The sequence below is a fragment of the Micromonospora sp. LHW51205 genome, from assembly GCF_003315815.1.
Lineage (GTDB): Bacteria > Actinomycetota > Actinomycetes > Mycobacteriales > Micromonosporaceae > Micromonospora > Micromonospora chalcea.
The window spans coordinates 489563-501974 of the sequence record NZ_QMEZ01000004.1; the positions used below are offsets into that span (position 1 = coordinate 489563).

General features: G+C 74.8%; 9 protein-coding genes. 2 read left to right on the forward strand and 7 right to left on the reverse strand.

The annotated features are described in order from the left end of the window. Positions 1-31 precede the first annotated feature (31 nt). Together DQE82_RS18235 and DQE82_RS18240 are read left to right on the forward strand one after the other, a co-directional pair. Entirely contained in the window at positions 32-1537 is a 1506-nt protein-coding gene (locus DQE82_RS18235; RefSeq protein WP_043325233.1) for a TldD/PmbA family protein, read from the forward strand. Then, positions 1534-2907 carry a metallopeptidase TldD-related protein gene (locus DQE82_RS18240; protein ID WP_069090018.1) on the forward strand — a complete coding sequence of 458 codons (1374 nt, stop codon included), beginning with the start codon at positions 1534-1536 and terminating at the stop codon, positions 2905-2907. Before DQE82_RS18235 ends, DQE82_RS18240 begins: the two co-directional genes overlap by 4 nt. Here the strand turns inward: DQE82_RS18240 and DQE82_RS18245 are convergent. The 7 genes from DQE82_RS18245 to DQE82_RS18275 all read right to left on the reverse strand — a co-directional run bounded on the left by DQE82_RS18245 (position 2891) and on the right by DQE82_RS18275 (position 12395). Then, a complete protein-coding gene (locus DQE82_RS18245; protein WP_069090019.1) occupies positions 2891-3673 on the reverse strand; it encodes a hypothetical protein in 783 nt (260 codons plus the stop codon). The genes DQE82_RS18240 and DQE82_RS18245 overlap by 17 nt on opposite strands. An 11-nt stretch (positions 3674-3684) precedes the next feature. After that, entirely contained in the window at positions 3685-5412 is a 1728-nt protein-coding gene (locus DQE82_RS18250; protein WP_113973290.1) for an ABC transporter substrate-binding protein, read from the reverse strand. Beyond that, positions 5409-7121 (reverse strand): ABC transporter substrate-binding protein, encoded by a 1713-nt coding sequence (locus DQE82_RS18255; protein ID WP_043325235.1) that lies wholly within the window; start codon positions 7119-7121, stop codon positions 5409-5411. The genes DQE82_RS18250 and DQE82_RS18255 overlap by 4 nt, the downstream gene beginning before the upstream one ends. Then, positions 7118-8350 (reverse strand): hypothetical protein, encoded by a 1233-nt coding sequence (locus DQE82_RS18260; protein WP_043325237.1) that lies wholly within the window; start codon positions 8348-8350, stop codon positions 7118-7120. Before DQE82_RS18260 ends, DQE82_RS18255 begins: the two co-directional genes overlap by 4 nt. Then, the gene (locus DQE82_RS18265) at positions 8347-10047 is read right to left on the reverse strand and encodes an ABC transporter substrate-binding protein (RefSeq protein ID WP_113973291.1); all 1701 of its coding nucleotides are present in this window, start codon (positions 10045-10047) and stop codon (positions 8347-8349) included. The genes DQE82_RS18260 and DQE82_RS18265 overlap by 4 nt, the downstream gene beginning before the upstream one ends. Next, positions 10044-11381: an aminotransferase class V-fold PLP-dependent enzyme gene (locus tag DQE82_RS18270; protein ID WP_064447385.1), complete on the reverse strand. Its 1338-nt coding sequence runs from the start codon at positions 11379-11381 to the stop codon at positions 10044-10046. The genes DQE82_RS18265 and DQE82_RS18270 overlap by 4 nt, the downstream gene beginning before the upstream one ends. Positions 11382-11741: 360 nt before the next feature. After that, positions 11742-12395 carry a hypothetical protein gene (locus DQE82_RS18275; RefSeq protein ID WP_064447384.1) on the reverse strand — a complete coding sequence of 218 codons (654 nt, stop codon included), beginning with the start codon at positions 12393-12395 and terminating at the stop codon, positions 11742-11744. Positions 12396-12412 lie beyond the last annotated feature (17 nt).

Below are 12412 nucleotides of genomic sequence, written 5' to 3' on the forward strand. Positions count from 1 at the left end.
GACGGCGGCACCCCGGCGACCGGAGGCGCGTGTGCCCGACGAGATCGACGACTCCTTCCTCGCTCTTCCGCTGGCCCGCCTCGCCGACGCCGCCCTGTCCCGGGCCCGGCAGCGGGGCGCGCGATACGCCGCGCTGCGGGTGCAGCGGGTCCGCTCCGGGCGCACCGTCGTGCACGACGGGGCGCTGCGGGCAAGCGAGGAGGAGACCGAGACCGGCCTGGCGGTACGGGTGCTGCACCGGGGCGCGTGGGGCTTCGCCGCCACGCCCGAGCTGACGCCGGAGGCGGCGGTACGCGCCTGCGACGACGCGCTGGCGCTGGCCCGGGCCTGCGCCGACGTCGGCGGCGCGCCCGTCGCGCTCGCGCCCGAGCCCGCGTACCCGGAGGCGACCTGGCGCTCGCCGTACCGGATCAACCCGTTCGAGGTGCCGGAGAGCGAACGGGTGGAGCTGCTGAGCCACTGGTGCGCCGGGCTGCAGGCACACGAGTCGGTGGCGCACGTGCTGGCCCGCGCCACCGCCGCCCAGGAGAACACGTACTACGCCGACCTGGACGGCACCCGCGTCACCCAGCAGCGCGTCCGGGTGCACCCGCAGGTGCTGGCGGTGGGCCGGCGCCCGCGCGACGGCGGCGTCCAGACGCTGCGCACCGTCGGCCCGCCGGTGGCCCGCGGCTGGGAGTACCTGCACGGCGAGGGCTGGGACTGGGCCGGCGAGCTGGCCGAACTGCCGGCGCTGCTGGCCGAGAAGACGCAGGCGCCGGCGGTGCGGCCGGGCCGGTACGACCTGGTGATCGACCCGTCGCAGCTCTGGCTCACCATCCACGAGTCGGTCGGGCACGCCACCGAGTACGACCGGGCCCTGGGCCACGAGATGTCGTACGCGGGCGGCACCTTCGCCACGCCCGACGCCGCCGGGCGGCTCCGGTACGGCTCGGCGCTGATGAGCGTGGACGCCGACCGGTCGGCCCCGCACGGGCTGGCCACGGTCGGGTTCGACGACGAGGGGGTGGCCGCGCAGTCCTGGCCGCTGATCGAGGCGGGTGTGCTCGTCGGGTTCCAGCACGACCGGGCCTCGGCCGCGCGGGCCGGCCTGCCGCGCTCCGCCGGCTGCGCGTACGCCGAGTCGTACCGGCACACGCCGATGGCCCGGATGCCGAACGTGTCGCTGCGCCCGGCGGTGGACGGGCCGGACACCGCGGCCCTGATCGCGGGCGTGACGGACGGCTTCTACCTGGCCGGCTCGGACAGCTGGTCGATCGACATGCGGCGGCGGCAGTTCCAGTTCACCGCCCAGCGCTGGCACCGCATCCGCAACGGGCGGCTGGCCGGGCAGGTGTCCGGCGCCGCGTACCAGGCGGAGACCACCGCGTTCTGGTCCGCGCTGTGCGGGCTGGGCGGGGAGGGCACGTGGCTGCTCTCCGGCGCCGACATGTGCGGCAAGGGTCAGCCGGTGCAGGCGGCAGCGGCCAGCCACGGCTGCCCGTCCGCGGTGTTCCGTGGCATCGACGTCGTCGACACCGGAGGGCGGGACGGGTGAGCGGGATCCAGGACGCCCTGGAAGCGGCGCTGCGGCACCGGCGTGACGCCGACGAGCTGCTGCTGATCGCGGACGAGACGGCCGCCGCGCACCTGCGCTGGGCGGGCGACGCGCTGACCACGAACGGCAGCGTCCGGTCCCGCCGGGTGACAGCGGTGGCGGTACGCGACGGCGCGGCCGGCGTACACGTCGGGCTGGTCGGGCACGGCGGCGCGCTCGGCGACGCGCTGCCCGGCCTGGTCCGCGCGGCCGAGCGGGCCGCCCGCGACGCGCCGCCCGCCGCCGACGCGACGCGGCTGCCCGAGCCGTGGCGGACGCCGTCCTGGGCGGAACCGCCCGGCGGCACCTCGGTCGAGGCGTTCGGAGACGTGCTGCCCGGCCTGGCCGACGCGTTCGCGGCGGCCGGGCAGCGGCGGCTCTACGGCTACACCGAGCACCGGGTGGTCACCACCTACCTCGCCGCGTCGACCGGCGCCCGCCTGCGGCACGCGCAGTCCACCGGCCTGTTCGACCTGAGCGTGCGCGACGGCGACGACTCGGCGTGGGCCGGTGTGACGGCGCCCGACCTGACCGGACTGGACGTGCCGGCGCTCGCCGCCGAGCTGTCCGCCACGCTGGCGCGGCCCGGCCGCCGGGTCGAGCTGCCGCCGGGACGGTACGAGGTGCTGCTCACCCCGAACTGCGTGGCCGACCTGATGCTCCACCTCTACCTGGCCGCCGGGGCGCGCGGCGCGCTGGACGGGCGTACCGCGTTCAGCCGCCCGGACGGCCGGCTGCCGCTCGGCGAGCGCCTCACCGCGTTGCCGCTGACGCTGCGCAGTGACCCGGACCATCCGCTGCTGCCCTGCGCCCCGTTCACGGTCAGCCGGGGCACCGACGACCTGACCGCAGTGGTCGACAACGGGCTGCCGCTGCGGCCGACCCGCTGGATCGACGAGGGTGTGCTGACCGCGCTCGTGCAGACCCGGCACACCGCCGAGCAGACCGGCGCGCCGCTCACCCCGATGGTGGACAACCTGGTGCTGGAGGGCGGGCCGGACGCGCCGACGCTGCCCGAGATGGTGCGCTCCACCCGGCGCGGCCTGCTGCTCACCTCGCTGTGGTACCTGCGCGACGTCGACCCGGCGTCGCTGCTGCTGACCGGCCTCACCCGCGACGGCGTGCGGCTGGTCGAGGACGGCGAGATCGTCGGCACTGTGCACAACTTCCGGTTCAACGAGAGCCCGCTGTCGCTGCTGGCCCGGGCCACCGAGGCCGGGCGGCCGGTGCCGGCGCTGCCCCGGGAGTGGGGCGACTACTTCACCCGGATGGTGATGCCGCCGCTGCGGGTGCCCGACTTCCTGATGTCGGCGGTCAGCCCGGCGACGTGAACAGCGCGGCGAACCGGTTCAGGGTGCGCCTGTCGTACACGAGCTGTTTCTGCGGCGGGTACGGACGCCGTGGCGGCGGCACGTACCCGGGCTCGCCGCGCCGGGGCAGCGTCCCGTCCGGGCGGCGCAGGTGCGGCCCGTGGAAGAACCAGCAGAGCTGGCCGACCAGCTCGGCGAAGACCAGCGGGTGCAGGTCGGGCGGGTACATCGCGAGGTGGCAGCGGGTGGCCCGGAACTCGCCGCGCGGCCCGAACGTGTTGCCGAACAGGACGTGTCCGAAGACGTCGTGCACCGCCCGGAAGATGTCGTTGTGCAGCAGTTCCTCCCCGCCGGCCCGGACTCCGGCGGGGGCGCGCAGCGGATGGTCGCCGTCCGCGCCGGCCGGTCCGTGCCCGTGGCGGGTGAGGAAGACGTGCAGCAGGCCGGTGGCGCGGACCCGCGCGATCAGGTCCCGCGAGTCCCGGTACGGCTGCCCCGGCCCGGTCCACGGCAGCACCCGGATGCCCGCCTCGCCGATCAGCCGGAACTGCCGCAGGTTCTCCGCGGCCAGCCGGGCGTACCCGCGGGCCGTGCCGGCGGTGACCATCGGCGCGGCGTCGTAGCGGTCGGCCACCTCCCGGCAGAAGTCCTCGTCCAGGCGCAGCGGCTCGGCGGCCAGCCGGTCCAGCCGGACGGCGGGCACGCCTGCGCGCGCCGCCGCCCGGTCGGCGTGGGCCTGGGCCAGCTCGCCGAGACGTACGGTGAGACGGTGGTCGTCGCCGCTCATCGGCCCGGGCGTCAGTCCTCCCCCAGCCACAGGTTGGTCAGGTCGCCGTTGAGCACCGGGTACGGCAGCCAGTTGCGCACCCGGTGCCCGCGCAGCCAGTACTGGTGGGCGAAGAGGATCGGCACCACCGCGCAGTCGCGCAGCACCTCCCGCTCGGCGGCCCGCCAGTGCTCGTTCGCGGCCCTCTCGTCGGCGCAGCTCAGCGCCGCGTCGATGTGCTCGTTGACGACCTCGTTGTGGTAGTGGCCGAAGTTCGACCCCCAGTCGTCGTTGCCGGAGACGCCGGAGCTGTCGAAGAGGGCCTGGAGGTAGACGCGGGCGTTGTTGCCGTGCCAGTCCGGCTCCCAGCCGGACAGCGCCACGTCCCAGCGGCCCTCGCGGGCGCCGTCGGCCCGGCCCAGGTATGTGCCGAACAGCTCGGTGATGCCGGCCGGGACGAGGTCGAGGGTGATGCCGGCCCGGGCGGCGGCGGACCGGACCACCCGCGCGGTCTCCGGGTGGATGTCCCGGTCCCGGTAGACCAGCTTCAACGTGAGCCCGTCGGGGTAGCCGGCGTCGGCGAGCAGCCGGCGGGCCAGCTCCGGGTCGCCGGCGCCGTCGTTCGCCGCGTACGGCGCGAACGGCCGGTGCGCGCGGCACAGCGGCGGCAGGATCTGCTCGGCGATGTCGTTGAGGCGACGCCCGCCCCAGACCTCGGCCACGGCGGTCTTGTCGATCGCGTACTGCAACGCCTCCCGGACCTCCCGGCGGCCCAGCGCACCGCCCTCGTTCGGGCTGAGCACGTTGATCACCAGGTACGGGCTGAACAGACCGGCCGGGCAGACCTCCAGCCGGGGGTCCCCGGCGGCGAACATCTCCGGCAGCCGCTCGGTCAGCGGCTGGATGTCCCACAACATGTCGGCGTCACCGAGGATCACCATGTCGTGGCAGGTCTTCTCGTCCAGCCCCTGCCGCACCTCGATGCGGTCCACGTGGGCGGCACGGACCGGGTCGGTGGCCGGGTCCCAGGTGCGGCTGCGCTCCAGCGTGATCAGCCGGTCCGGCTCGTAGGCGGTGATCCGGTACGGCCCGATCGAGCCGAGTCGCTGGTCCAGCTCGGGGCTGCCGGGCACGAACCAGAGGTACTCCTCCGGCGCCGGGGAGGCGAACGGCAACGCCAGGAGGTTGAGGAAGTCGGAGGTGGGGCGGCGGGTGGTCAGCTCCACCGTCCGGTCGTCGAGCACCCGCAGCCCGGGCACCTCGGCGGCCTCCAGGTAGGGCGCCACCACGTTGAGGTCGCGGGGCAGGGTGAGCAGGTCGTCGCGGAACTCGGCGAGCCCTTCGACGGTGCTCAGGTAGTAGGGCAGGCCAGGGCTGGGCGCCATCGGGTGGGCCAGCCGCTTGATGCCGCGTACCACGTCGGCGGCGGTCAACGGCCGGGGTCCGTTGGGCAGGTCCCAGCGCAGCCCGTCGCGCAGCGTGAACCGGTAGCGGCGGCCCTCGGCGTCGTACGGCCCGTCCGCCGCCACCGCCAGGTCCGGCACCAGGTCCCCGGCCCGCCGGTGGTCGCGGGTCGACGGGTAGGTGACCAGCTGCCGGGTGTACGCGCGGACTATCCCCCGGGTCACCGTGTGGTACGCCAGCGCCGGGTCGAGGTGGTCGACGTCGCCCGCGCCGACCAGGGTGAGCGTGCCGCCGCGGCGCGGGCCGTCCGCGCCGGGGATCAGTCCGAGGTCCGTCGATGCGTCTGCCGTGGTCATGCGGACTCCTCCAGCCAGAGGTTGGACAGGTCGAACCAGCGGTCCACCGTGGGCATGGCGATCGCGTTGCGGACCCGCCGGCCCTTGCGGTGCGGGATGGTCGGGGCGTGCACGAGGATCGGCACGATCGCGGCGTCCCGCATGACGCACAGGTCGACCTGGTGCCACAGTTCGGTGGCGCGGGCCCGGTCGGTGGCGCCGAGCGCCTCCTCGATCAGCCGGTCGACCTCCGGATTGCTGTAACCGCCGTAGTTGCTGGTGCCGCGGGACGTGTTGGTCTGGAACATCGGCTGGACGTAGGTGCGCCCGTTCGGGCCGAACCAGTCGGGCGTCCAGGACGGGGCGGAGATGTCCCAGGCGCCGGCGCGGGCGTTGGCCGGGTCGCGCAGGAACTGGTAGTACTCGGCGTGGCCGAGCGAGACCAGACGGACGCTGATGCCGCCCTTCTCCAGGTCGGCGGCGTAGGAGCGGGCCACCTCCGGGTTGGCGTCCACGTCCCGGTGCACGGCGGTGAGGGTGAGCCCGTCCGGGTAGCCCGCCTCGGCCAGCAGCGCCCGGCAGCGCTCCGGGTCGCCCCGGTCCCCCGGTGTCGGGTACAGGTTGAAGTCGACGTGCCCGTCGTTGCCGGGCGGGATCGCCGTGTGCCCGGACAACATCACCGTCCCGGCCTCCAGGCCGTGGTAGATCTCGGCGATCGCCGCCTTGTCTATCGCGTACGCGATGGCCTGGCGCACCTTGAGCTTGCTCATCGCCCGGTCGGCGTTCGGGCTGAGCAGGTTGAACACCAGGTACGGGTTGAGCGCGTAGCCGAGGTCGTTGCCCGGGTCGGTGGGCGCCACGTCGTACGGCTCGGTGATCGGTGACGCCCAGGACAGGTCGGCGCGGCCACTGTCGATCACCTCCCCCACCTGCTGCGGGCTGGCGATCTCCATGGTCACCTCGACCCCGTCCAGGTACTGCTGGCGCACCGGGTCGGACGCCTTGCGCCACACCGGGTTGCGGTCCAGCCGCACCGACTCGCCGTGGGCGTAGTGGGTGATCCGGTACGGCCCGTTGGAGCGCACCCGCCGCCGGAACTCCGCGCTGTCGGGCAGCACCTCGTCGTACTCGACCGGGGCGGCGGAGGCGCACTGCAGCGCCAGGATGTGCAGGAAGTCCACCGCCGGGCGGATCAGGTCGAAGACGATCGTCCGGTCGTCGACCGCGCGGACGCCGGCGATCTCGTGGTTGTTCTGGAACGCGGCCAGCTCGGCGGCGGCCGGCTCGGCCGAGGTGATCGCGGCGGCGTACGCGTCGCAGTACTCGGCCATACCCCGGATGGTGCTGGTGAAGTAGCCGATCCCGCCGGCCTGCAACACCGGGTTGGCCATCCGCTTGAAGCCGCGCACGAAGTCCCCGGCGGTCACCTCGCGGGGCGGGTCGGTGTCCCAGTACACGCCGGGGCGCAGCCGGATCGTGTAGCGGGTGTGGTCGGCGCTGATGCCGCCGTTGTCCACTGTCGGCACCGCCTCGGCCACGTCGGGCACGGGCGTGACGGCCGACGGGTCGCGCAGGTCGGCGACCGGCCGGTAGGTGAACAGCTGGCGGGCGAAGAGCCGGATGATCTGCCCGCCGAGCATGTAGTAGGCGCAGGCCGGATCGAGATGGTCCATGCTGCCGGGCCCGTAGAGCCGCAGGATTCCCCCGTACCGGGGCTGGCCGCCGTTCATCGACACACACCTTTCGTCGTCTCTGCGGTCCCCGCCACGTCGGCGCGCAGCTGCGACGGCAGCAGCGGCTCCCGCAGCAGCGTGTCGAAGCGGTCGGCGAGGCTGGTGTCCGGCTCGCGGGCGGCCAGCCAGGCGTCGACCAGCCGGCCGCCCTCGGAGTAGGTGACTGAGTACGCGCGCCACAGCGGGTCGGCGGCGAACGTGACCATCTGCTCGGCCCGGTCGGGTGGCAGCAGCATCCACCGCCGCAGGTAGGCAAGTGCCTCCGCCCGGTCGCCGCCCTCGTCGTGCAGGAGCAGGGCGGCGTCGATGCGGGCCGGCAGCAGGCGCACGATCAGGCCGCGCATCCGCTCGACCCGCTCGCCCTCGACGTGGACGCCCTCCCCGGCCAGGATGCCGGCGGTCCACTCGCCCCAGCCGGGGCCGAGCACCGCGTCGACCGCCGCCTCGGCCAGGCCCTCGGTGACCAGGCACCGGGGTGTGTCGACCAGGGCGATGGTGTGCTCGTCCTGGCCGCCGTCGCGGACCAGGCCGGCCTCCTTCAGGCAGTGCTCGGTGTGGTGGCCGGGGTACGACTCGTGCGCCACGATGATCGGCAGCGCGGCCACCGACCGGCCGCTCGCCGCGTTCAGCGCCACGGCGGAGCGGAAGCCGCCCAGGTAGCTGTTGTACGCGTTCCACGGCGCGTCCCGGACCACCGTGTACTCGACACGCTCGGTCCCGGGCAGGCCGAACCGGTCCCGGGTCCGCTCGCGCAGCGCGTCGGAGACCGCCTGCACGCAGCGGTGCAGCCGTTCCGGCGGGACGGTGTTGCGCCGGTAGAACTCCTCCACCCGGTCCACGAGCGGTCCCGGCCCGGGCAGCAGCGCGTCGATCTCGTCGTGCACCGCCGCGTACCGCTCCGGCGGGGTGCGGGTCACGTCGACGTCGTAACAGGCGCGCACCTCCTCCCGGAACGACATCGGCGTGCCGGCGAGCCGGTCGGCGACCGCGCGCAGCGCGGCGAGCTGGGCGGTGAGGTACCGGCGGCGGGCCGGTTCGAGGTCGCTGTCGTCGAGGGCGGCGAGCGTCCGGCCGGCCTGGCGGGACAGCTCGCGGGGGTCGGGCGGCGGTTCGGCGGCGACCTGGTCGCGCAGCGCCGGGTCACCGTAGTAGCAGTCGACGAGCCCGTCGACCAGCCGGCCGAGGCGCAGGCCGAGCAGCAGGTAGTCGCGGACCAGCGGGTTCACTCGTCCACCCCCGGGCGTGCGGCGGTCAGGTCCACCGCGTACCCCTGCGGGGGCAGCGGCGTGATCCCGTCGACCCGGTCCGGTCGCCTCGGCGCGGCCACCGGCGCCCGGTGCAGGATCGGCACCACCGCCACGTCGGCGACCGCGCGCTCCGCGGCGGCCCGCCAGGCGGCGTCGGCCCGCCACGGCTCCGGCGCGTCGAGCGCCCGCTCGATCAGCGCGTCCACCTCGGGTGCGGCGTAGCCGCCGTGGTTGGCGCCGCCGGGCACCGGGGTCGCCTGGAGCATCGCCTGCGCGAAGACCCGCCCGTTGTGCTCCAGCCAGTCGGGTACGCGCGCCGCCACCGCGAGCTGCCAGCCGCCGGCGGTGGCGGGGGCGCGCAGCGCCTCGGTGTACGCGGCGTCGGCGAGCCCGACCGCCCGGGTCGGCAGGCCGGCCCGGGTGAGGTCGCTCGCGCAGGCGTGCGCCACCTCGGGTCCGAGGCCGGAGTGCGGGTGGATCAGGACCAGCGGCGTGCCGTCGGCGTGGCCCGCCGAGGCGAGCAGTTCACGGGCCCGCGCCGGATCACCGGTGGGGTACGGATCGGCCGTGTCGTGCCCGGCGTTGCCCGGCGGGATCAGCGAGCCCGCGATCCGTACCGGCACGCCGGGGCGGTGCCGCCGGTACAGGTCGGCCACCGCGGCCTTGTCCACGGCGAGCGCCACGGCCTGCCGTACCCGGGGGTCGGCCCAGACCGGGTCGCGCAGGTTGAGCAGGAGGTACGGGTCGAGCGCCCAGCCGAGCGCGCCGTCGCCGTCGACCGGCTCGGCGGCCGGCAGCCCGCCGACTGCGGGCGCGACCGGCACCTCGGCCGGCGCGTCGGTGGGCTCCGCGTCGGCGCGGCCGGCGCCGTCGCTCAGGCGCAGCTCCACCCGGTCGGCCTCGGCCCGCCGGTACGGGTCGGCGGCGGGCTCCCAGGCCGGGTTGCGGACCAGTTCGACCCATTCGCCGGGCCGGTGCCGCCGCACCCGGTACGGCCCGTTGGAGCGCAGGTGGGCGGCGGCCTCGGGGCTGCCGGGGACGAACGCGTCGTGCTCGACGGGCACCGCCGACGCCGCGGGCAGCGCGAGCATGTGCACGAAGTCCAGCGCCGGCCGGGCCAGCTCGATGACGAGCGTCTCGTCGTCGAGCGCGAAGACGCCGGGGATCTCGTGCGCGTTCTGGTACGCGGCCAGCGTCGCCGCGTCCCCGGCCCGGTGGGTGGCCTCCGCCGCCCAGGCGGTGGCGAAGTCGGCGAGGCCGCGCACGGTGCTCGCGAAGTACGCGAGCGACGGTGAGGGCCGGACCGGGTTGCACATCCGTTTGAAGCCGCGGACCACGTCGTGCGCGGTGACCGGACGCCGGTCGGGGGTGTCCCAGCGGACGCCGGGGCGCATGTGGAACACGTAGCTGCGGTGGCTGGCGCCGAGCCCGGCGTTCCAGGTGGAGGGGACCTCCAGGGCGAGGTCGGGCACCGGCGTGACGGCCTGCCAGTCGCGGACGTCCCGGGCGGTCTGCCAGGTGACGAGCTGCCGGGTGTGCAGCCGGACGAACGGGGCCGCCGACGCGGGGGCGCAGCTGGGGTCCAGCGGTGCGGCGTCGGTGGGCGCGACCACCCGCAGCACGCCGCCGCGCCGCCGCGCGGTGGCCGGCTCCGGCCGGTACGGGGCGACGGTCATGACAGCTCCCGGACGAGGTCGGCGATGGCGTCGACGGCGAGGTCGACCTCCTCGGCGGTGTTGTAGAGGTGGGTGCAGATCCGGGCGGCGTAGTGCTGGTGCGGTGAGCCGGCGACGTCGAACTCGGTCCACCGGGTCCAGATCCGGTGCCGGCTCTCCAACTCGTCGACGAGGCGGGCGAATTTGGTGATGTTCCAGCCGTCGGCCCGGTCGGGGAACGGGTTGAACGCCACCAGCGGCGCGGTCAGCCGGTCGTCGGTGAGCGGTGAGTACAGCGACTCGACGCCGAACCGCTCGACGATCCGGGCGCGGGTGTGCGCGCCGAGCGCCACCGCGTGCCGCTCGATCCGGTCCCGGCCGATGCGGTCCCACAGCTCGCACGCCTTCGCCAGGGCGGCGCCCCGGGCGATGCTGGCACTGCCGGCGCTCTGCAGGTAGTCGCCCATGTTGTAGCTCTCCACCCGGGTGGTGGTACGCGGTGGCGGGGCGCCCATCATCGGGTACCAGGTGGAGATGACCGGCCAGAACGTCGGCAGCGGCAGCGGGTTGTGCTCGGGGTGGACCTTGTTGCGGACGTAGAGCAGCCCGGTGCCGAGCGGCCCGCACTGGAACTTCGAGCCGGAGCAGGTGACGAAGTCGGGTCCGAGCGCGCGCAGGTCGGTGTCGAACAGGCCGGGCAGCAGCGCGCCGTCGACCACTGTGGTCAGGCCGTGTTGCTGGGCCAGGTCGCAGAGCTGGCGCACCGGCATCCGGGTGCCGGTGAACAGCGTGACGGCGGCGAACGCCAGCACCTTCGTCCGCGGCGTGATCGCCCGGGCGAACATGTCGACGATCTCCTCGGCGGTGACGTCCGGCCCGACCGGCGGGGTCAGCACGGTGAGCGTGATCCGGTGCCGGTTGCGCAGCAGGTTGAAGTTGGACAGCACCGAGTAGCACTCGTGGCTGGTGGTGATGACCTCGTCGCCCTCGTGCAGGTCGAGCCCGTTGATGACGCGGGCCACCCCCTCGGTGGCGTTGTGGCAGATCACCATCTCGTCCTGGTCGACGCCGAACGCCCGGCCGATGGCGGCGCGGTGCTCGGGGTACATGCCGGGCGGGTAGACGTTGCGCAGTCCGCCGTTCCACTCCCGGGTCACCCGGTCGTTGACGTCCAGCACCTCGTACGGCATCACGCCGATGGTGCCGGTGTTGAGGTGGACCGCGTCGGGCTCCATCGCGAACAGCGACCGCAGCTCCGCGAAGGAGGCGGCGCGCAGCGGGTCGGCCGGTGCGGGCGGCCCGCCGGTGCGGGAGGCCGTCGTGGTCGCGGGGTCGTCGGTCACGCTGACGCGCATGGCGTCCCTCCTGTCAGGAGCTGGCACCCGCCAGCGAATTTACCATATGATTCTCAAGTAAATAGTCGTCCCGCTGCCCGCCCCGTCCGACCGCGCCGGGCTCTCCGGCGCGTCCCACCGCAGAGCAGGGAGAAGCGATGATCGCGTGCCACACCGGCGGTTGGCCGGACACCGAAGATCCTCAGCGGACGGAGCCGGCTGCCTCCGGCTGCTCGTGCGGCTGCGCCGGCCGCTGCCGGCCGCCGTCCGCCGGCGCCGGCGGTGAGCGCGACCGCCGGCAGGAGCAGTTCGACGCGCGCGACCGGGTGCCCTGACGCCGGGCGGGTGGGGGCGGCCGGGCCGCCGCCCCCACCGGGCCGGTCAGCCGCCGAGCACGTCCGGCAGCCGGACCGCCTTGAACCGCCGGTCGGCGAAGTCGCAGTACCAGACCAGCTCGCCGTCCCAGGCCAGCCCGGTCGGATGCCCCGGCAGCCGCACCGTGGCGACCAGCCGGCCCGACTCCGCCTCGACCGCGTGCAGCAGGCCGTCCTCGAACTCGGCGTAGAGCACGTGACCCTCGGCGTACGTGAGGCCCGAGGGCGACCCCACGACCGGGTGCTCCCGCTGCACCGTCATGGTCTCGAAGTCCCGTAGCTGGATCACCGCGGGCGCGCGCAGGCAGAGCCACACGCCCTCGGGCCCGGTCTCCATGCCGGTGACCCGGCCGTTGGAGGGCCGTACCGGCTTCGACCCGACGGTCTGGCCGGTGGCCGGGTCGATCAGCAGGATCCGCTTCGGCCGGCCGCCGATCTGGCACAGTTTTCCGTCCGCGTATCCCAGGTCGGCCCGCACGTCCGGGTACGCGAAGGACCGGCGTACCGCGCCGTCCGCCGGGTCGATCGCGAAGATCCGCGCGGCGTCCTGGTCGGAGTGCCAGAGCCAGGTGCCGTCCCAGGTCAGGCCGCACATGTAGCCGGCCGGGCCGGGCAGGCTGCGCACCACCTCGACGGGCGGTGCGATCGTCGAGCCGCTCACCGTCTCGTTCTCCCTTC